A 20193-nucleotide genomic window follows, 5' to 3' on the forward strand; every position below is an offset into this window, starting at 1 on the left:
CCGCTGGTGCGAAAAAATTTTTACTCTTCTTTTTCTTTCACCGGTGCCGGCGGTGGACGCAGGCCGATCTCAGCGGTCAGCTTCAGTTCCTTGCCGTTGCGCATGACCTGGATCGTCACCTTATCGGTCGGTTTGATCCGCGCCACCTGGTTCATCGAGCGGCGACCATCGCCGGCGGGCTCGCCATCGATGCTCAAAATCACATCGCCCAGTTGCAGGCCGGCTTTCTGCGCCGGGCCGTCACGGAAGATTCCGGCAACGACAATCCCCGGGCGCCCGGACAAGCCAAACGACTCCGCCAGTTCCTGTGTCAGCGGTTGCACTTCGATGCCCAGCCAGCCACGAATCACCTGGCCGTGCTCGATAATCGATTTCATCACTTCCATCGCCAGTTTCACCGGAATGGCAAAGCCGATGCCTTGCGAGCCGCCGGATTTGGAAAAGATCGCCGTGTTGATGCCGGTGAGGTTGCCGTTGGCGTCGACCAGCGCACCGCCGGAGTTGCCCGGGTTGATCGCCGCATCGGTCTGGATGAAGTCTTCGTAGTTGTTCAGGCCCAACTGATTACGGCCGGTGGCGCTGATGATGCCCATGGTTACAGTCTGGCCGACGCCGAACGGGTTGCCGATGGCCAGCGCGACGTCGCCGATGCGAATACTGTCGGAGCGGCCGACGGTGATTGCCGGGAGGTTTTTCAGGTCGATTTTCAGGACCGCCAGGTCAGTCTCAGGATCGCTGCCGATCACCCGTGCCAGCGTCTCCCGACCATCCTTGAGCGCCACGACGATCTGGTCGGCGCCGCTGGTGACGTGGTTGTTGGTGAGGATGTAGCCTTCCGGGCTCATGATCACCCCGGAACCGAGGCTCGATTCCATGCGCTTCTGTTTCGGCGAGTTGTCACCGAAGAAACGGCGGAACTGCGGATCCTCGAACAAGGGATGCGCCGGTTTGTTGATGACCTTGGTGGTGTACAGGTTGACCACCGACGGCGCGGCGATGCCCACTGCATCCGCATAGGACACCGGCCCCTGCTGCACGATCGTGGTCTGAGGGGCCTGTTGCAGATTGACGTCGAGGCTCGGCAGCCCGACCCACTCGGGGTAACGCTGAATAATCAACAGAGCGATAAGCACACCGGCCAACAGCGGCCAGCCAAAAAAACGCAGCGCCTTGAGCATTAAGCACGTTCCTGGAAAGGTTGCAGGCGAGGTCAGACCGCCCATAATGTCGCGCATTATACGAGGCCGCGCGCGCCTCTGAACGGGATATTTAGGAGTCTTTCATGGCCGTTGCCCTCAGCACCCTCGTCGAAGAAGCCGACCGTTACCTGGGCAGTGCGAAAATTGCCGATTATTGCCCCAACGGATTACAGGTCGAAGGCCGCCCGCAGGTGATGCGCATCGTCAGTGGCGTCACCGCCAGCCAGGCGTTGCTCGATGCCGCCGTCGAAGCCGAGGCCGACCTGATCCTGGTCCACCACGGTTATTTCTGGAAAGGCGAAAATCCTTGCGTCACGGGTATGAAACAGCGCCGCTTGAAAACCCTGCTCAAGCACGACATCGGTCTGCTCGCCTATCACCTGCCGCTGGATCTGCACCCGGACGTCGGCAACAACGTGCAACTGGCGCGTCAGCTCGACATCACTGTCGAAGGGCCGCTCGACCCGAGCAATCCGAAAGTCGTCGGGCTGGTCGGCTCGCTGAATGAGCCAATGACTGCGCGGGATTTCGCGCGCAAGGTGCAGGAAGTCATGGGCCGCGAGCCGCTGCTGATCGAAGGCAGCGGCATGATCCGCCGCGTCGGCTGGTGCACCGGCGGTGGCCAGGGTTATATCGACCAGGGCGTGGCGGCGGGTGTCGACCTGTTCATCAGTGGCGAGGCCTCCGAGCAGACTTTCCACAGCGCGCGGGAAAACGACATCAGCTTCATCGCCGCTGGCCACCACGCCACCGAACGCTACGGCGTGCAGGCGCTGGGTGAGTATCTGGCGAAGCGCTTTGCCCTTGAGCACATCTTCATCGATTGCCCCAATCCGATCTGAGCTCGCCGCAAACTCCTGTGGGAGCGAGCCTGCTCGCGAACGCCTCAGACCTTCAATACAAAGGTGCCTGACACTCCGCTTTCGCGAGCAGGCTCGCTCCCACATTCGGCCCTGACGGGCCGAACTGGCAGGCATATTCATATACCCTTTCGATCTAGTTGGCGTCCTGATTAGAAGAGGTCGCTGTGCTAGGATTCCTCGCTCGAACACGGCCCGCTGGCCGTTCATAAGAAAGCTTTCGTGAGTAGCCATGGTCGACAAACTGACGCATCTGAAACAGCTGGAGGCGGAAAGCATCCACATCATCCGCGAGGTGGCCGCCGAGTTCGATAACCCGGTGATGCTGTACTCCATCGGTAAAGACTCCGCCGTGATGCTGCACCTGGCACGCAAGGCGTTCTTCCCGGGCAAACTGCCGTTTCCGGTGATGCACGTCGACACCCGCTGGAAATTCCAGGAAATGTACAAGTTCCGCGACAAGATGGTCGAAGACTTGGGCCTGGACCTGATCACCCACATCAACCCCGATGGCGTGGCGCAGAACATCAACCCGTTCACCCACGGCAGCGCCAAGCACACCGACATCATGAAAACCGAAGGCCTGAAACAGGCACTCGACAAGCATGGTTTCGATGCAGCGTTCGGCGGCGCCCGTCGCGATGAAGAGAAATCCCGCGCCAAAGAGCGCGTGTACTCGTTCCGCGACAGCAAGCACCGCTGGGACCCGAAAAACCAGCGTCCAGAGCTCTGGAACGTCTACAACGGCAAGGTCAACAAGGGCGAATCCATCCGTGTGTTCCCGTTGTCGAACTGGACCGAGCTGGACATCTGGCAGTACATCTATCTCGAAGGCATCCCGATTGTGCCGCTGTACTTTGCCGCCGAACGCGAAGTGATCGAGAAGAACGGCACGCTGATCATGATCGACGACGAGCGCATCCTCGAGCACCTGTCCGATGAAGACAAAGCGCGCATCGTGAAAAAGAAAGTGCGGTTCCGCACCCTTGGCTGCTACCCGTTGACGGGCGCGGTGGAGTCCGAGGCCGAAAGCCTGACGGACATCATTCAGGAAATGCTCCTGACGCGAACTTCCGAGCGCCAGGGCCGGGTCATCGACCACGATGGCGCAGGCTCGATGGAAGACAAAAAACGTCAAGGCTATTTCTAAGGGGCTGTCATGTCGCACGCATCTGATTTGATCAGCGAGGACATCCTCGCCTACCTGGGCCAGCACGAACGTAAAGAACTGCTGCGCTTTTTGACCTGCGGTAACGTCGATGACGGCAAAAGCACCCTGATCGGGCGCCTGCTGCACGACTCGAAAATGATCTATGAAGATCACCTCGAAGCGATCACCCGCGATTCGAAGAAAGTCGGCACCACCGGTGACGACATCGACCTGGCATTGCTGGTCGACGGTCTGCAGGCCGAGCGTGAGCAGGGCATCACCATTGATGTCGCTTACCGCTATTTCTCCACCGCCAAGCGCAAATTCATCATCGCCGACACCCCCGGCCATGAGCAGTACACCCGCAACATGGCCACCGGTGCGTCCACCTGTGACCTGGCGATCATTCTGGTCGACGCCCGTTACGGCGTGCAGACACAGACCCGTCGCCACAGCTTCATCGCTTCTTTGCTGGGTATCAAACACATCGTCGTCGCCATCAACAAGATGGACTTGAAGGACTTCGACGAAGGCGTGTTCGAATCGATCAAGGCTGACTACCTGAAGTTCGCGGAAGGCTTGAAGATGAAGCCGACCAGCATGCACTTCGTGCCGATGTCTGCCCTTAAAGGCGACAACGTGGTGAACAAGTCCGAGCGCTCGCCGTGGTACACCGGCCAGTCGCTGATGGAAATCCTCGAGACTGTGGAAGTGGCGGGCGATCGCAACTTCACCGATCTGCGTTTCCCGGTGCAGTACGTCAACCGTCCGAACCTGAACTTCCGTGGTTTCGCCGGCACCCTGGCCAGCGGCATCGTGCACAAGGGCGACGAAGTCGTGGTGCTGCCGTCGGGCAAGAGCAGCCGGGTGAAGTCCATCGTCACTTTTGAAGGTGAGCTGGAACACGCCGGTCCCGGTCAGGCGGTAACGCTGACCATGGAAGACGAAATCGATATCTCCCGTGGCGACCTGTTGGTGCATGCCGACAACGTGCCGCCGGTCACCGACAGCTTCGAAGCGATGCTGGTTTGGATGGCTGAAGAGCCGATGCTGCCGGGCAAGAAATATGACATCAAACGCGCCACCAGTTACGTGCCGGGCTCGATCGCCAGCATCGTCAACAAGGTCGACGTGAACACTCTGGAAGAAGGCCCGGCGAGCGCGTTGCAGCTCAACGAAATCGGCAAGGTGAAGATCGCACTCGACGCGCCGATCGCCCTCGACGGTTACGAAAGCAACCGCACCACCGGCGCGTTCATCGTCATCGATCGCCTGACCAACGGCACCGTTGGCGCTGGCATGATCGTCGCGCAGCCAGTGACGCACGGCACGGCCACGCATCACGGCAAACTGGCGCACGTGGCGACTGAAGAACGCGCCCAGCGCTTCGGCCAGCAACCAGCCACCGTGCTGTTCAGCGGCCTGTCCGGTGCGGGCAAAAGCACCTTGGCGTATGCGGTCGAGCGCAAGCTGTTCGACATGGGGCGCGCGGTGTTTGTACTCGATGGCCAGAATCTGCGTCAGGATCTGAACAAGGGGCTACCGCAGGATCGCGCCGGGCGTACCGAGAACTGGCGTCGTGCCGCGCATGTTGCGCGTCAATTCAACGAAGCCGGTTTGCTAACCCTGGCGGCGTTCGTTGCGCCAAGTGCCGAAGGTCGCGAGCAGGCCAAGGAACTGATCGGCAAGGATCGCTTGCTGACGGTCTATGTGCAGGCCTCGCCAACCGTGTGCGCCGAGCGTGATCCGCAAGGTCTGTACGCCGCTGGCGGCGACAACATCCCGGGCGAATCCTTCCCGTACGATGTACCGCTCAATGCCGACCTGGTGATCGACACGCAGTCGCTGAGCCTGGAAGAAAGCGTCAAGCAAGTACTGGAGCTGTTGCGTCAGCGTGGCGCAATCTAAGGTAGAAGCAGCGACAGGCTTCTAGCTGCAGGCGGCAAGAAAAAGCCCGCCGGTGAGTGATCATCGGCGGGCTTTTTATTTCAGAGCGCTGCAATTAAAACTGTGGGAGCGAGCCTGCTCGCGAAAGCTTTATCTCATTCAACATCTTTGTATGCTGATCCACCGCTTTCGCGAGCAGGCTCGCTCCCACAGGGGGTTATTGGTGACCTGGATATTCGCGGTGCATCTGCTCCAGCAACGCATCCTTGTCCAGCCACAGCTGATTGATCCAGCCCTGGAACTGCAAACGGTACTCGCCGTCCTGGTCGTAGTTCTTGCCGATGAAGGCCGGCGGAATCTTGATTTCTTCAAAGTGCACGACCACATCGCGCACATTGCCGCAGAGCAAATCCCAGAACCCCGGACGCCCGGCCGGATAATGAATCGTCACGTTGACGATCGACTCCAGCTGTTCGCCCATCGCATCGAGCACAAAGGCGATCCCGCCGGCCTTGGGCTTGAGCAGGTACTTGAACGGTGACTGCTGCTGCGCATGCTTGCCTTCGGTGAAGCGTGTGCCTTCGACGAAGTTGAAAATTCCCACCGGGTTATGGCGGAATTTCGCGCAGGTCTTGCGCGTGGTTTCCAGGTCCTTGCCTTTCTTCTCCGGGTGTTTTTCCAGATACGCCTTGGAGTAGCGCTTCATGAACGGAAAGCCCAGCGCCCACCAGGCCAGGCCAATCACCGGCACCCAGATCAGCTCCTGCTTGAGGAAAAACTTCAGCGGTTGGATCTTGCGGTTGAGCACGTATTGCAGCACCAGAATATCCACCCAGCTCTGGTGGTTGCTGGTGATCAGGTACGAGTGCTGATAGTCGAGGCCTTGCAGACCGCTGAGGTGCCAGCGGGTGCGCCGTACCAGATTCATCCAGCCTTTGTTATTGCTGATCCACGCCTCGTGGGTGTGGCTCATCAGCCAACCGGCGATGCGCTGGGTAAAGGCAAACGGCAAAGCCTTGACCAACGCCACGCAGAACAGGAACGAGCACAGCAGAACCGTGTTGAGCGCCAACAGCAGCGAGGCGATCACGCCGCGCACGGGTGCGGGTAGAAAATCCAGCATTTACACATCCATAGGTCGGTTGGCGGCTTGAATCGCGGTGAGCGCGATGGTGTAGACGATGTCATCGACTTGCGCGCCGCGCGGCAGGTCGTTCACCGGTTTGCGCAGGCCTTGCAGCATCGGCCCGAGGCTGACGCAATCGGCGCTGCGTTGTACGGCTTTGTGCGTGGTGTTGCCGGTGTTCAGATCGGGGAACACAAACACCGTGGCGCGCCCGGCGACCTGACTGTTCGGCGCCAGTTGCCGCGCGACGTCGGCGTTGGCGGCGGCGTCGTATTGCAACGGGCCGTCGATCAACAGCGAGTTTTGTTGCTCATGGGCGAGCAGAGTTGCCTCGCGGACTTTCTCGACTTCTTCACCGCGCGCCGATTCGCCGCTGGAATAGCTGATCATCGCCACCCGTGGGGTGATGCCGAATGCGGCCGCCGAGTCAGCGCTTTGCAGGGCGATTTCGGCCAATTCCGTGGCGCTCGGGTGCGGGTTCATCACGCAGTCGCCGTAGACCAGCACTTCTTCCGGGAACAGCATGAAGAATACCGACGACACCAGCGTGCAGCCCGGTGCGGTTTTAATCAGTTGCAGGGCGGGGCGGATGGTGTTGGCGGTGGTGTTGATCACCCCCGAAACCAGGCCGTCGACCTCGTCCAGCGCAAGCATCATGGTGCCGATCACCACGGTGTCTTCCAGTTGTTGCTCGGCCATCGGTGCGTTGAGGCTTTTGCTCTTGCGCAGGGCGACCATCGGCTCGACGTAACGCTCGCGGATCTGGTCCGGGTCAAGGATTTCCAGACCCGGCGGCAGCACGATGCCTTGGGCGCGGGCGACCGCTTCGACGTCTTCGGGTTTGGCCAGCAATACGCAGCGGGCGATCCCGCGCTCCTGACAGATCGCCGCTGCTTGCACGGTGAACGGCTCGCTGCCTTCGGGCAACACGATGCGCTTGTTCGCCGCTTGCGCGCGCTGGATCAATTGATAGCGGAACACCGCCGGCGACAGGCGCATTTCCCGAGGCGTGCCGCAGCGCTGATGCAGCCAGTTGGCGTCGAGGTGGCTGGCGACGAAATCGGTGATGATCTCCGCGCGCTCGCGGTCATCGATCGGGATTTCCTTGTTCAGGCCATTGAGCAGATTGGCAGTGTCATACGAGCCGGTGCTCACCGACAACACCGGCAAACCGGCCTGCAAGGCGCCGCGGCACAGGTCCATGATGCGCGGGTCGGGCAGGGTGTCGCTGGTCAGCAGCAGGCCGGCCAGCGGCACACCGTTGATCGCCGCGAGGCTGACGGCGAGGATGATGTCGTCGCGATCGCCCGGCGTCACCACCAGCACGCCGGGCTTGAGCAGCTCGACGGTGTTGCGCATGGTCCGTGCGCAAATGATGATTTTGCTCATGCGCCGGGTTTCGTAGTCGCCAGCGTTGAGCACTTGCGCGCCCATCAGGTCGGCGACGTCGCGGGTACGCGGCGCGTTGAGTTCCGGCTGAAACGGGATGCAGCCAAGCAAGCGGAAATCACCGCTGCGCAGCAACGGCGAATGTTCCTTCAGACGCGTGGCGAAGGCGTCCATGCTCTCGTCGGTCTTGACCTTGTTGAGGATCACCCCGAGGACCTTCGGGTCTTTCGGGCCGCCGAACAATTGCGCTTGAAGCTCGACGCGGCCAGAAAGCTCGGCGAGCACTTCGTTTTCCGGCGCCGAGACCAGAATCACCTCGGCATCCAGGCTCTTGGCCAGATGCAGATTGACCCGCGCGGCGTAACTGGCGCTGCGGGTCGGCACCATGCCTTCGACCACCAGCACGTCTTTGCCGACCGCCGCTTGCTGATACAGGGCGATGATTTCTTCGAGCAGTTCGTCGAGCTGACCGTCGCCGAGCATGCGTTCGACGTGCGCCAGCCCCAACGGTTGTGGCGGTTTCAGGCCGTGGGTGCGCGCCACCAGTTCGGTGGATCGCTCAGGGCCGGTGTCGCCCGGGTGCGGCTGGGCGATCGGTTTGAAGAAGCCGACTTTGAGACCGGCGCGTTCAAGCGTGCGCACCAGCCCGAGGCTGATGGAGGTCAGACCCACGCCAAAATCGGTGGGGGCGATAAAAAAAGTTTGCATGGGAATTCTCTATGCAAGGGTGTCAGCCTATGTCTGGCCGACTACCGAAATTCAGTCGCCAAGGTTAGCGCTAACCGAGCCTTGTGCACACCAACCGCAGGCAAAGGGTTGACCTGTTTTTTCAATACGTTGCGCCGGATCCAGGACCCAGGCACGGGTTTGCCACGGCGGCTGGTGGCGCAGGTGCTGGGTGTGGCCACAGGAAAGCTCGACCACCCAATGGCCATCTTCGTCCTGATGGAAGCCGGTGATGGTCGAAACCCGTTTGTCCGGGTTGTGGTCGCTTTCACGCGATTGCTTCGCTAAACTTGGCCTTTCTATATTCTTATGCAAAAGGTCTCGCCCCATGCTGATCGCCGCCAATAAGGCTGTCTCCATCGACTATACCCTGACCAACGACGCTGGTGAGGTCATCGACAGCTCCGCCGGCGGCGCTCCGCTGGTTTACCTGCAAGGCGCAGGCAACATCATCCCGGGCCTGGAAAAAGCCCTTGAAGGCAAAGCTGTCGGCGACGAGCTGAAAGTAGCCGTTGAGCCGGAAGATGCTTACGGTGAATACGCCGCTGAACTGGTCAGCACCCTGAGCCGCAGCATGTTCGAAGGCGTTGACGAGCTGGAAGTAGGCATGCAGTTCCACGCTTCGGCGCCGGACGGCCAGATGCAGATCGTCACCATCCGTGATCTGGACGGCGACGACGTCACCGTTGATGGCAACCACCCTCTGGCCGGTCAGCGCCTGAACTTCGAAGTGAAGATCGTTGATATCCGTGACGCCAGCCAGGAAGAAATCGCTCATGGTCACGTCCATGGCGAAGGTGGCCATCACCACTGATTTTCTGCGCTAAGCTTCGAGTACTGGAGAGGCGCCTGTGGGCGCCTTTTTAGTCCGCGGCTGTCCTTGGTGGCCTCGCCAAGTGGCTGTTTCGAGTAGAACACGAGAATCCTGGAGTTCGGCATGAGTGCTTTTCACGACCTTAAGTTGACAGCCCTGGATGGTCAGGAGCTACCGCTGGCGCCGTTCAAGGGCCAAGTCGTGCTGGTGGTCAACGTGGCCTCCAAATGCGGCTTGACCCCTCAGTACGCGGCACTGGAAAACCTCTACCAGCAATACAAAGATAAAGGCTTTGCTGTGCTGGGCCTGCCGTGCAACCAGTTTGCCGGTCAGGAGCCAGGCTCGGAGAAAGAAATCCAGGAGTTTTGCAGCCTCAACTATGGCGTGACCTTTCCGTTGTCGAGCAAGCTCGAAGTCAACGGCCACGAGCGGCATCAGTTGTATCGCCTGCTGGCGGGCGAGGGCGCCGAGTTTCCCGGTGACATCACCTGGAACTTCGAAAAGTTTCTGCTCGGCAAGGATGGCCGGGTGCTGGCGCGGTTCTCGCCGCGCACCGCGCCGGATGATCCGACAGTGATTGCCGCGATCGAAAAAGCCTTGGCCTGAATCAGAAAATCGCAGCGTTGAGCTGCGATTTTTTTTGCCTGCCTTTTGACCCTTAATCATTTAGATCAATAGTGCTGTCACGCGAAGAACGTGGCGGATATTATCGCCGTCATATCGATTAATGCCTGTCGCCAACGTTTTTCGTGGAGCCTCTCGATGCCTGTTCAAGCCCTGTTCAAACCGTTCCACCTCGGTGCCCTCGAACTGCCGACCCGCGTGGTCATGGCGCCAATGACCCGTTCGTTTTCGCCGGGCGGTGTGCCGAATTCCAAAGTCATTGAGTACTATCGCCGTCGTGCGGCCGCTGGGGTTGGTCTGATCATCACCGAAGGCACCACCGTCGGCCACATCGCGTCCAACGGCTATCCAAACGTGCCGCAATTTTTCGGTGACGCGCCGCTGGCCGGCTGGAAAAAAGTTGTCGACGCCGTGCACGCCGAGGGCGGCAAGATCGTTCCGCAACTGTGGCACGTCGGCAGCGTACGCCGCCTCGGCACCGAGCCGGACGCCAGCGTGCCGGGCTACGGTCCATCGGAGAAACTCAAGGACGGTCAGGTCGTGGTGCACGGCATGACCAAACAGGACATTCAGGACGTGATCGGTGCGTTCGCCCAGGCTGCCAAAGATGCGCAAAGCATCGGCATGGATGGCGTGGAAATCCACGGCGCCCACGGCTATCTGATCGACCAGTTCTTCTGGGAAGGCAGCAACCAGCGCAGCGACGAATACGGTGGCAGCCTGGCCAATCGTTCGCGTTTTGCCATCGAAATGATTCAAGCGGTGCGCGCAGCCGTCGGTGAGGGTTTCCCGATCATCTTCCGCTTCTCGCAATGGAAGCAGCAGGATTACACCGCGCGTCTGGTACTAACTCCCGAAGCGCTGGGCGAGTTTCTCAAGCCGCTGTCCGACGCTGGCGTGGACATTTTCCACTGCTCGACCCGACGCTTCTGGGAGCCGGAGTTCGACGGTTCGGATCTGAACCTTGCTGGCTGGACCCGCAAGCTGACCGGCAAACCGACCATCACCGTGGGCAGCGTCGGCCTGGACGGCGAGTTCCTGCAGTTCATGGTCAACACCGATAAAGTTGCGCAACCGGCCAGTCTGGAAAACCTGCTGGAGCGTCTGAACAAAGAAGAGTTTGACCTGGTAGCAGTGGGCCGCGCGCTGCTGGTCGATCCGGACTGGGCGCAGAAAGTCCGTGAAGGGCGTGAGCAGGACATTCTGCCGTTCAGTCGTGAGGCGTTGATGACCCTGGTCTAAGCGGCGCCAGTTCGAACCATTCGCGAGCAGGCTCGCTCCCACCTTCGACCGCATTCCATCTGAAAGAATGCAGTACCCATGTGGGAGCGAGCCTGCTCGCGAAAGCTGTTTCTATGTCGCCGAAAATCTAAGGTTGTGTCTGCGCCCCAGGCACCACCAGCTCCCCCGCACAAGCCCCCCGCAAATACCTCTCGAACTGCTCGATAATCGCTGCCCAGCCCTGGCGACTGCCATGCTGCCGCGCATTCAGCCGCACACAGCGTAACCGCTCATCCTCCTCCAGCAACCACGCCGCCGCCTCGCAAAATGCCTGCTCATCGCCGGGCATGGCTGACACGCCGTTGTAGCCGTGGCGAATATGCTGCGCCGCGGCTGCCTGATCATAGGCAACGACGCCGAGTCCCGAAGCCAGGGCTTCCAGCACCACATTGCCGAAGGTTTCGGTCAGGCTGGGAAATACGAACAGATCCCCTGAGGCGTAGTGCGCCGCCAATGCTTCTCCCCGCTGCGCGCCGCAGAAGATCGCCTCCGGCAGTTCTTTTTCCAGCGCTGAACGCTGCGGGCCATCTCCGACCACGATCAGCTTCAGATGGCGCTGTGGATAAGTTTCGCGCAGACCTTCAAAGCAGCGTTTGAGCAGGCCCAGATTTTTCTCCGGGGCGAGTCTTCCTACGTGGATGACCGCGATATCTTTATCAGAGAGTCCCCATTGCTCACGCAACGCGCTCTGACGTTTGCTCGGATGAAACAACTGGCTGTCCACGCCCCGCGACAACAACGCCAGCCGCTCGAAATGCCGCCGCTCCAGTTCCAGGCGCTGACTGACGCTCGGCACCAGAGTCATTGCCGAACGATTGTGAAACCAGCGCAGGTAATGAGTGAGCATCCGCGTCAGCAGGCCGAGGCCGTACTGGCTGGTGTATTGCTGGAAGTTGGTGTGAAAACCGCTCACCACCGCAATCCCCAGGCGCCGTGCGGCGCGCAGTGCCGACAACCCGAGTGGGCCTTCCGTGGCGATGTACAGCACATCCGGCCGCTGACGTTTCCAGCGCCGCAGCAGTTTATGCATCGACGACTGGCCCCATTGCAGCCCCGGATAGCCCGGTAATGGCCATCCGCGACACAGCAACAGCGCATCGTCTTCGCTGCGTTGCGGATCGGTGGCCTGGCGCGGGCGTACAAGCTCCACCTGATGCCCACGTGCGCGCAAACCCTCGCACAAGCGGCCAAGGGTATTGGCCACGCCGTTGATTTCCGGTGGGAAGGTTTCGCTGATGAGGGTGATATGTAGAGCTGTCGTCATGACCTCAGTGTCGGCTGAGGCCATGTCGAGCTTGTTACGGTCGGATGATGGATTTGTGACGCGGTCAGTGCTGGATCACCAGATTTTCGGCACCACGTTCACGCACCCAGAACAACGTCGCCCCGGCTACCGCCGCCGGCATCATCAGGATGTTGACCACCGGAATCAGCAACACCAGATAGACGATCCCGCCAAAACTCATGCTCTGCCAGCGCTTCTGCCGCAGCCAGGCGAGCATCTCGTTCCAGCCGAGTTTGTGGTTGTCCGCCGGGTAGTCGATGTACTGGATGGCCATCATCCACACGCCGAACAGCAGCCATAACGGCGCGGCGACGATATTCACCACTGGGATGAACGACAGGATGAACAGGCCGATGGCGCGCGGCAGGAAGTAGCCGAGCTTGCGCATTTCCCGGGATAGGGTGCGCGGGATCATCGCGATCAGTTCGCCCCAACTGAACGCCGGGAAATCATCGGTGCCGCGCACCACCACTTCGACTTTCTCCGCGAGGAAGCCGTTGAACGGTGCGGCAATGATGTTGGCGAGCATGGTGAAGGTGAAAAACACCATCAAGGCCACCAGGACCACGAACAGCGGCCAGAGGATATAGCTGAGGAAACTCAGCCATTCAGGCAACGACGGCATCAGCGTGTCGACCCACAGGCTGAACTGGTGGCCGGCCAGATAGATCAATCCGACGAACAGCACCAGGTTGATCGCCAGCGGCAACAACACGAACAGGCGCAGGCCAGGGCTCAGGACCAGTTTGAGGCCTTCGCGCAGGTATTGCGGGCCGGACAGAACAGGGGCGGGCATAAGGTGCTCCGAAGCAAGGGAAAACGCGCCGACGTTACCGGCTTTGCCACAGCGGCGAAAGCGCGGCAGAGCAATCGACATTCACTGTAACAAAGAGGTCTATCTCGTCAGCGTCTCGGCATAGAGACCACCTATGAGCTGGATTGTTAAACCGTATTTCCTTAATCTTGCCCCCCTCGATACGCTGCACCCAACTTTTTACAGGACTGTCGAGTTCAAGCCTTCCCCAAGGTGTCCACGGTCCTTTTTTATTCCGCCGGCCGTCCGGCGTCCGCGCCAGATTTTTCATGGCCGGCCAACAGGAGCAGATTCATGTCTGAAGTCCGTCATTCGCGAGTGATCATTCTCGGTTCCGGCCCCGCCGGCTACAGCGCTGCGGTCTACGCGGCCCGCGCCAACCTCAAGCCACTGCTGATCACCGGCATGCAGGCCGGCGGTCAACTGACCACCACCACCGAAGTCGACAACTGGCCGGGTGATGTTCATGGTCTGACCGGCCCGGTGCTGATGGAGCGCATGCGCGAGCACGCCGAGCGTTTCGAGACCGAGATCGTTTTCGATCACATCAACGCCGTGGACTTCGCTGCCAAGCCGTACACCCTGACCGGCGACAGCGCCGTCTATACCTGCGATGCACTGATCATCGCCACCGGTGCCAGCGCCCGCTACCTGGGTCTGCCGTCGGAAGAAGCGTTCATGGGCAAAGGCGTGTCGGCCTGCGCGACCTGCGACGGTTTCTTCTATCGCAACAAGCCGGTCGCTGTGGTTGGCGGTGGCAACACCGCTGTCGAAGAAGCGCTGTACCTGGCCAACATCGCCAGCACCGTGACTCTGATCCACCGTCGCGAAACCTTCCGCGCCGAGAAGATCCTGATCGACAAGCTCAACGCCCGTGTGGCTGAAGGCAAGATTATCCTCAAGTTGAACGCCAACCTGGACGAAGTCCTCGGCGACAACATGGGCGTCACCGGTGCGCGTCTGCGCAATAACGATGGCAGCTTCGACGAAATCAAAGTCGACGGCGTGTTCATCGCCATCGGCCACACCCCGAACACTTCGCTGTTCGAGGGCCAGTTGACCCTGAAAGACGGTTACCTGGTTGTGCAGGGCGGCCGCGAAGGCAATGCGACGGCCACCAGCGTCGAAGGCATCTTCGCTGCCGGTGACGTGGCTGACCACGTTTACCGTCAGGCCATCACCTCGGCCGGCGCCGGTTGCATGGCGGCACTGGACACCGAACGCTACCTGGACGGCCTGCAGAACGCCACGTTCTAAGACCGCAGGGCACAAAAAAACCGGCCAGAGATTGGCCGGTTTTTTTATGCCCGAGATTCGCAGTCGCCACGCATCCATGTGGGAGCGAGCCTGCTCGCGAAGCGGTGTATCAGTCGACATCATCGACGAATGTCAGTCCGTCTTCGCGAGCAGGCTCGCTCCCACAGGGGTAGGTGTGGCTATTGGGATCAGCGGCGGGTCAGGGGGTGTGCGGTGAATTTCACCCCAGCCAGGCCGTGCTTGATCAACGCGCGAATATTGCCGTGATCGCTGCCCTCAGGCGTCGCCAGTACCGAACGGTAATGCTCGCCGAACGCCAGCAGCGCTTCTTCATCGCTCAGACCTTCCAGCAGTGCCAGACCCAGGGTCTTGCAGGAGCCTTCATTCTGGCCGGCAGCGTTTTCCACGCCGCCGTTGTTGAATGCTTGCGGCTGGTAGTCGTAACCGGCGGCGATGAACGCCAGGGTGTCGGCGAAAGCATGCTCGCCACTCTTGAGGCTGGCGCGCAGGGTGTTCAGATCAGTCATTGGGTTTTCCTTTGGCAAACGCCGCTTGTTGTTCGGCGCTGGCTTCTTGCTGGTATTGGGCTTTCCACTCGGCGTAAGGCATGCCGTACACCACTTCGCGGGCGTCATCGAGGCTGACCTCGATCTGGCGTTGATCGGCTTCGGCCTTGTACCACTTCGACAGGCAGTTGCGGCAGAACCCGGCGAGGTTCATCAGGTCGATGTTCTGCACGTCCTTGCGGCTGTCGAGGTGGGCGACCAGTCGGCGAAAGGCGGCGGCTTCGAGTTCCAGGCGTTGTTGATCAGTCATGGGGGTCTCTTCGAGACAGCTTTGAGCGGCAAGCTTCAAGCTGCAAGATGGGTGTCTGTGAGCAAAGTTTACAGCTTGCGGCTTGAGGCTTGAAGCTAGCGACTCGCCGCGAGCGTAATCGATACCGACTCGGCGAAGCGCAGGGCGTGCGGTTTGTCGACTTCGACTTCGGCGTACAGCACCGATGCATTGGTCATCACCAGGTCGAGCAATTCCTGGGTCAGGCGTTCGAGCAGCGCGAAGCGGTTACCTTCGACGTGGGCGATGATCGCTTTGGTGATGGTGCGGTAATTCAGCGCGTGGTCGATGTCGTTGTCACGCACCGCCTCCTGCGCTGCGTACAGAATGGTCAGGTTGATCAGCACATCCTGCTTGTTGAGGATTTCGTCCTCGTTGATGCCGATAAAGGTGCGCAGGCGCAGATCCTTGACCCGGATGCGCGCCATTCCCGGTTGAAGTTGTGGCATTGATTTGCTCCGTCCAGTCTATTGCAGGCGTTCTGGTGGATCTTACTCGACTCGCGGCCGAAGCGGGACGGCCTATTTGACGTGCCGTCCGCCGTTGACGGTGAGGGTCGTGCCGGTGACATAGGGATTGTCGAGCAGATAGCGCAGGCTCTGGTAGATCACCTCGCTGCCGGGCTCGATACCCAAGGCGGACTTGGCCAGCGCCTTGGTGCGGTACGCCGCGTCATCGTCGGGGTTGAACAATAACAGCGCCGGAGCGATGCCGTTGACCTTGATGGCCGGCGCAAAGCGCGCGGCAAACGACAGGGTCAGACTGTCGAGCCCGGCCTTGCTGGCGCAATAACCGATGTGTTTGCTGCTGCCCTTGCGGGTGACGTCGTCGCTGATGTGGATGATGTCGGCTGGCGTTGAATGCTGCAGCAACTCGGCGCAGTGCAGGTTGATCAGGTAAGGCGCGAGCATGTGAATGTTGAACATGCGATTGAAGGCTTGTGCTTCGCTGCCCTGGGTTTCTGCCAGCCATTCGGAGGCGTTGTGCACGACGGCGCGCAAGCTGTCGGTGTGGGCTTTCAGCGCGTCGATGAAGGCAAGAATCCCGGCCTCGCTGGAAAAGTCCGCGAACAGCGCTGTCGCGCCAAGATCGCGTAGGGCCTGCACTCCCGGTCGCTCGGTGCGGTAGGTGAAAATCAGCGGGTGGCCGTCCTCGATCAAGCGCTGCGCGCAGTGCAAACCGACACGCTGGCCGGCGCCGGTGATGAGGATCGGGGCTGCGGAATCTGGCATGGGCGGCTCGCATCGCGGTTGAAGCCAAAACTATAACAGGCTCGCCGCCCGCTGCAGATCAGCGATTCTGCGCCGACGGTGCGCCAGCCAATGGCCGCGTCGGCGTGCTGTTCAACCAGTTCGCCAGCAGGCGCGTCGACAACGGGATGAAGAAATACACCATCAGCGGCGTCAGGCACGCCGTGCCGATCAATATCCGCGGCAACAGGCTCAACTCAGCGAGCAGCGGGCCGAGGATAAAGTTGAAAATCAGCGACACCGGGAAAAACGCGAGCCAGATCGCCACGGCCTGTTTCCAGCGCGGCGGGCGTTGGCCGGCAGCACCAAACCAGCCTTCAATGCCGCTGACCCGGTGCTCTTTAGGATGTTCGAACAAATCGCTGCCGCGGTTCAGCCAAGCTGTGCGCGACGCCGAGTATTCCCAAGCATGCAGGGTCTGCTCATCGACGAAGCGAAAGATAATCTGGAATTCGTTGTCACCGGGCGGTGGCGCAAGGACGCCGGAGCCGAGGTAGCCGGGGAAGTCGGTGGCCAGTTGCTCGCCTTCGCGCAACCATGCAATGAGATCGTGATAGCGGCCATCAGCGACGCGACGCGCTACCATCAACGTAACGGGTGAAGTAGACATTTTGTATCTCCGTATTTCGAGCGCGTCGTTCCGGGTAGGAACTTCGCCTGACGCAGGCCGGGGTAGAGGCCTGCGCTTTACAACAAGCAAGGATTATTCCTGATTTTGTCGATTAAACCAGCCATATTCGTCGCAGATCACTACTTGAAGGTTTCCAGTCCATCATGTTTAAAATGGGATCCAATAAACCGACATGGAAGTTGACCGCCAGATGCCTGTAATCACGGATACTCGCCCGGCCTCAACAGCACCCGGCACGCTCGAACGCGAAGAGCTGTTCCCCATCCGCGAAGTAGCGCGCCTGACGGGCGTCAACCCGGTGACCCTGCGTGCCTGGGAGCGCCGTTACGGACTCATCCAGCCGACCCGCACCGAAAGTGGGCATCGTTTGTATTCCATGAACGATATCGAGCGTGTTCGCAGCATCGTCGACTGGATCGATCGCGGCGTGGCCGTGAGCAAAGTCGGCAAGATCCTGGCGAAAACAGAGCCTCTGAAGGTGCTGGCAAACTTTATCCCCGATGATCATGTGCAGGCCGATTACAAGCAATGGCAGGAGCAGGTTCAGCAGGCGGTCAGTGAGTTCGACGATCAGCAGCTGGATCGCGTCTACGGACAGATTTTCTCGTCGTACACGCTGCCAGTGGTGTTCGAAGCCATCATCATGCCGTTGTGGCGGCAATTGCTGCAGCGCCAGGACGCTTTCGGGCAAACCAGCGAATGGTTGTTTCTCGACGGATTTCTCAGGGCGCGCGTGCTGCAGCGCATCATCATGCTGCGGGGGGCTCAACCGCGCCGGGTGGTCGTCAGTGCGCTTGCGGGGCAATGCAGAGAGCTTGAGTTGCTGGTCGCGGCGCTGTTTCTCAGCGGCAACGATTCTGGCGTGCGGGTGCTGACTACGGGCCAGCCTTTCGATGAATTGACGCTGGTCTGCGAAAAGGTCAAGCCTGACGCACTTGTGCTGTTTTCCAATCATGCCCCCGGCACAGAGCTGCCCCGACGCCTGAATCGTCTGGCACTGAGCCTCGACTGTCAGTTGATGCTGGCCGGCGATGCCTCGGAACTGGCCGAAGACAGCCTGGCCGGTTCTTCGGTGGCCTGCCTCGGTAACGAGGGCGCGACAATGCGCCAGCGCATGAAACAATTCATGGCAGGCAAACTGGATACCTGAAACTCAGGCGTGCAGGGCGGGGTGGGTCAGGCGATGCTGTTGCAGGATGAACTGGCGCAAGCGCTCGGTTTCGTCTGCATCGGTCTGGCTCAGTTCGTAAGCGAAGAAACCTTGCTCGGTTTCACGCTCGAAATGGCCGCGCAACGAGATGCGCTCATAACCGGAAGGGCTGAACCACAGGGCGAAATGTTTCGGTGGTTTGGTCTTGTTGCGCACTTCCAGCAACACGCCTTTGTGCGACACCTCGTGCACCCACAGCGTGCCGGGCTGGCCTTTGGCGTTTTCCAGCGCCACCGGCTCTTCCAGTACCAGGCGCCATGGGCGCACCATCGGGCCGTCTTCGTAGATGCTCGGCACACCGAGACGCAGATGCAGCGCGTGGAACTCGTCTTCCACCAGATGCAGCGGGAAAGTCATCTGCTGATTTTCGAAGTTGGCCTGGATCGTCACCTGCTCGTGAGCAGCCAGACGTGTCAGCAGGTCACGGATCTGCGAACCACCATTAACCAGCAGACTCGACGTCGCATCCCGCACGTTAAGTTGCGGGTTGTGCTGCATGGTCTGGATGAAATCCAGCTCGTCCTGGGTGAGGAGGGCGTCGCGCTGCATGGCTAACTCGAAGTGAATAGTTACAAAGTCATTGGTGATTGTAGTTAATGACCATCAGTTCGCGGTTTTGTTTGCGCCGTTCGTCGCTTTCAACGTCGCTAGCTCGCTTTGCAGCGCTGCCACTTGTGCTTCCAGCTGCGCAACCCGCTGCTGCGCCTTGACCTGAAGCGTTACATCTTTTTGCACGCCGATGAAATAAGTCTGCCCGTCATCGGCGTTTTTTATCGTCGACAATGACAATTCGTTCCAGAACGGCGTGCCATCCTTGCGATAGTTGCGCAGGATTTCCCGGCAGGAACCGCCTTCACGCAATGTCTCGCGAATCAGCTGCAGACTTGGTTGATCACGGTCTCCAGCCTGCAAAAAACGACAGTCCTGGTAGAGGATCTCCTCACTGCTGTAACCGGTCATGCGCTCGAAGGCAGGGTTGACGTAAATAAGGATGTTGTCCTGCTCGCCTTCCTTTTCAGCGACCACGATTCCGTCATTCGACGCGTTGATCACCATTTGCAGCAGGCTGGCGTTGATCATCCGAGAATCCCTTCCATTGTGTCAGTGGCAGGCATTCTAGAAGAAAGCCGCGGACTGTCTATAGGCCATCCGCTTGCATTGAGAGCCAATCGCAACTTCGCGGCATGGGCTGTTACTATCGCGGCTCTTTTTTTCAGTTCCAGGATCAGATTGATGAAAGTCGCCATCCTCTCAGGTTCAGTCTACGGCACCGCCGAAGAAGTCGCCCTCCACGCCCAGAACCTGCTGAAAGCCGCCGGCTTTGAAACCTTCTACAACTCGCGCGCCGCGTTGGCCGATATTCAGGCGTTCGGTCCCGAGGCCCTTCTCGCTGTGACTTCGACCACTGGCATGGGCGAGCTGCCGGACAACCTGCAACCGTTGTATTCGACCCTGCGCGATCAGTTGCCTGCTTCGTTGCGCGGCCTGCCCGGCGCGGTGATCGCCCTCGGTGATGCCAGCTACGGCGACACCTTCTGCGGCGGTGGCGAGCAGATGCGCGAACTGTTTGCCGAACTGGGGGTAAACGAGGTTCAGGAAATGCTGCGCATCGACGCCAGCGAAAGCGTCACGCCGGAAACCGATGCCGAGCCGTGGCTGGCGCAGTTGATTGAAGCGCTCAAGGGCTGATCGCGCGCAATAATCGCTGCACCTTCTAAGCGTTGTTGCGTTGAAACGGGTCAAGGCTGTTTGCCCGGCTGACTCGTTCAGTCATCAAGCTGGCTGCCAATGCAACTACGCGATGCCCTGCGCCTGACTAGACTGCTGACACGAGCAGAACAAGAAGAACGCAGAGG

22 protein-coding genes are annotated in these 20193 nt (G+C 60.0%); 9 read left to right on the forward strand and 13 right to left on the reverse strand.

All coding sequences use genetic code 11. From position 1 onward, the window contains the following. Positions 1 to 20: 20 nt before the first annotated feature. Complete coding sequence (gene algW, locus OC605_RS20475) at positions 21 to 1178, reverse strand: Do family serine endopeptidase AlgW (protein ID WP_016770590.1); 1158 nt, start codon at positions 1176 to 1178, stop codon at positions 21 to 23. A gap of 104 nt (positions 1179 to 1282) precedes the next feature. On the opposite strand from algW, the gene OC605_RS20480 reads away from it, so the two are divergent. The 3 genes from OC605_RS20480 (at position 1283) to cysN (ending at position 5117) form a co-directional block, all read left to right on the forward strand. Beyond that, positions 1283 to 2041 carry a Nif3-like dinuclear metal center hexameric protein gene (locus OC605_RS20480; protein ID WP_262139121.1) on the forward strand — a complete coding sequence of 253 codons (759 nt, stop codon included), beginning with the start codon at positions 1283 to 1285 and terminating at the stop codon, positions 2039 to 2041. 250 nt (positions 2042 to 2291) lie between these two features. After that, positions 2292 to 3209 (forward strand): sulfate adenylyltransferase subunit CysD, encoded by a 918-nt coding sequence (gene cysD / locus OC605_RS20485; RefSeq protein WP_016771664.1) that lies wholly within the window; start codon positions 2292 to 2294, stop codon positions 3207 to 3209. Between the two features lie 9 nt (positions 3210 to 3218). Continuing rightward, the gene (gene cysN, locus OC605_RS20490) at positions 3219 to 5117 is read left to right on the forward strand and encodes a sulfate adenylyltransferase subunit CysN (RefSeq protein ID WP_123443399.1); all 1899 of its coding nucleotides are present in this window, start codon (positions 3219 to 3221) and stop codon (positions 5115 to 5117) included. 196 nt (positions 5118 to 5313) lie between these two features. Here cysN and OC605_RS20495 read toward each other — a convergent pair whose 3' ends face one another. From OC605_RS20495 to OC605_RS20505, 3 genes are read right to left on the reverse strand one after another with little or no spacing between them, the layout of a single operon-like run. Further along, the gene (locus OC605_RS20495; protein ID WP_186568095.1) at positions 5314 to 6219 is read right to left on the reverse strand and encodes an acyltransferase; all 906 of its coding nucleotides are present in this window, start codon (positions 6217 to 6219) and stop codon (positions 5314 to 5316) included. Beyond that, a complete protein-coding gene (pta, locus tag OC605_RS20500; RefSeq protein ID WP_262139124.1) occupies positions 6220 to 8319 on the reverse strand; it encodes a phosphate acetyltransferase in 2100 nt (699 codons plus the stop codon). A gap of 51 nt (positions 8320 to 8370) precedes the next feature. Continuing rightward, positions 8371 to 8697, reverse strand: coding sequence for a DUF3565 domain-containing protein (locus tag OC605_RS20505; RefSeq protein ID WP_073473919.1), 327 nt, complete (start codon positions 8695 to 8697; stop codon positions 8371 to 8373). On the opposite strand from OC605_RS20505, the gene OC605_RS20510 reads away from it, so the two are divergent. The 3 genes from OC605_RS20510 (at position 8666) to OC605_RS20520 (ending at position 11017) form a co-directional block, all read left to right on the forward strand. Next, complete coding sequence (locus OC605_RS20510; RefSeq protein ID WP_016771661.1) at positions 8666 to 9151, forward strand: peptidylprolyl isomerase; 486 nt, start codon at positions 8666 to 8668, stop codon at positions 9149 to 9151. The genes OC605_RS20505 and OC605_RS20510 overlap by 32 nt on opposite strands. A gap of 123 nt (positions 9152 to 9274) precedes the next feature. Next, positions 9275 to 9757, forward strand: coding sequence for a glutathione peroxidase (locus OC605_RS20515; RefSeq protein WP_016771660.1), 483 nt, complete (start codon positions 9275 to 9277; stop codon positions 9755 to 9757). 156 nt (positions 9758 to 9913) lie between these two features. After that, positions 9914 to 11017 (forward strand): NADH:flavin oxidoreductase, encoded by a 1104-nt coding sequence (locus OC605_RS20520; RefSeq protein WP_262139127.1) that lies wholly within the window; start codon positions 9914 to 9916, stop codon positions 11015 to 11017. A gap of 127 nt (positions 11018 to 11144) precedes the next feature. Here the strand turns inward: OC605_RS20520 and OC605_RS20525 are convergent, their stop codons facing one another. Next, entirely contained in the window at positions 11145 to 12344 is a 1200-nt protein-coding gene (locus OC605_RS20525) for a glycosyltransferase family 4 protein (protein WP_262139129.1), read from the reverse strand. A gap of 40 nt (positions 12345 to 12384) precedes the next feature. Then, positions 12385 to 13137 carry a sulfate transporter CysZ gene (gene cysZ, locus OC605_RS20530; protein ID WP_038861129.1) on the reverse strand — a complete coding sequence of 251 codons (753 nt, stop codon included), beginning with the start codon at positions 13135 to 13137 and terminating at the stop codon, positions 12385 to 12387. A 312-nt stretch (positions 13138 to 13449) separates the two neighbouring features. Between cysZ and trxB the strand changes: the two genes are divergently transcribed. Further along, the gene (trxB, locus tag OC605_RS20535) at positions 13450 to 14412 is read left to right on the forward strand and encodes a thioredoxin-disulfide reductase (RefSeq protein WP_016771656.1); all 963 of its coding nucleotides are present in this window, start codon (positions 13450 to 13452) and stop codon (positions 14410 to 14412) included. Between the two features lie 188 nt (positions 14413 to 14600). On the opposite strand, the gene OC605_RS20540 is transcribed toward trxB, so the two are convergent. From OC605_RS20540 to OC605_RS20560, 5 genes are all read right to left on the reverse strand, one after another. Next, a complete protein-coding gene (locus tag OC605_RS20540) occupies positions 14601 to 14939 on the reverse strand; it encodes a HopJ type III effector protein (RefSeq protein ID WP_262139132.1) in 339 nt (112 codons plus the stop codon). Next, positions 14932 to 15228 carry a DUF1244 domain-containing protein gene (locus OC605_RS20545; protein ID WP_056782977.1) on the reverse strand — a complete coding sequence of 99 codons (297 nt, stop codon included), beginning with the start codon at positions 15226 to 15228 and terminating at the stop codon, positions 14932 to 14934. The genes OC605_RS20540 and OC605_RS20545 overlap by 8 nt, the downstream gene beginning before the upstream one ends. 95 nt (positions 15229 to 15323) lie before the next feature. Next, positions 15324 to 15695: a dihydroneopterin triphosphate 2'-epimerase gene (gene folX, locus OC605_RS20550; protein WP_016771653.1), complete on the reverse strand. Its 372-nt coding sequence runs from the start codon at positions 15693 to 15695 to the stop codon at positions 15324 to 15326. Positions 15696 to 15767: 72 nt separating this feature from the next. Next, complete coding sequence (gene folM / locus OC605_RS20555; protein WP_262139136.1) at positions 15768 to 16478, reverse strand: dihydromonapterin reductase; 711 nt, start codon at positions 16476 to 16478, stop codon at positions 15768 to 15770. A gap of 58 nt (positions 16479 to 16536) precedes the next feature. After that, positions 16537 to 17106 carry an antibiotic biosynthesis monooxygenase gene (locus OC605_RS20560; RefSeq protein ID WP_024011637.1) on the reverse strand — a complete coding sequence of 190 codons (570 nt, stop codon included), beginning with the start codon at positions 17104 to 17106 and terminating at the stop codon, positions 16537 to 16539. Positions 17107 to 17317: 211 nt separating this feature from the next. On the opposite strand from OC605_RS20560, the gene OC605_RS20565 reads away from it, so the two are divergent. Next, a complete protein-coding gene (locus tag OC605_RS20565) occupies positions 17318 to 18277 on the forward strand; it encodes a MerR family transcriptional regulator (RefSeq protein ID WP_186568106.1) in 960 nt (319 codons plus the stop codon). A gap of 3 nt (positions 18278 to 18280) precedes the next feature. Here OC605_RS20565 and OC605_RS20570 read toward each other — a convergent pair whose 3' ends face one another. Together OC605_RS20570 and OC605_RS20575 are read right to left on the reverse strand one after the other, a co-directional pair. After that, positions 18281 to 18886, reverse strand: a complete 606-nt coding sequence (locus OC605_RS20570; protein WP_024011639.1) for a hypothetical protein — start codon at positions 18884 to 18886, stop codon at positions 18281 to 18283. Positions 18887 to 18940: 54 nt separating this feature from the next. After that, positions 18941 to 19417 (reverse strand): PAS domain-containing protein, encoded by a 477-nt coding sequence (locus OC605_RS20575; protein WP_186568108.1) that lies wholly within the window; start codon positions 19415 to 19417, stop codon positions 18941 to 18943. 153 nt (positions 19418 to 19570) lie between these two features. Here OC605_RS20575 and OC605_RS20580 point away from each other — a divergent pair, with 153 nt between their 5' ends. After that, a complete protein-coding gene (locus OC605_RS20580; RefSeq protein WP_262139140.1) occupies positions 19571 to 20026 on the forward strand; it encodes a flavodoxin in 456 nt (151 codons plus the stop codon). The last annotated feature ends 167 nt before the right edge of the window (positions 20027 to 20193 follow it).

It is taken from the genome of Pseudomonas sp. Marseille-Q5117 (assembly GCF_946901175.1).
Taxonomy (GTDB): Bacteria; Pseudomonadota; Gammaproteobacteria; order Pseudomonadales; family Pseudomonadaceae; genus Aquipseudomonas; species Aquipseudomonas iranensis.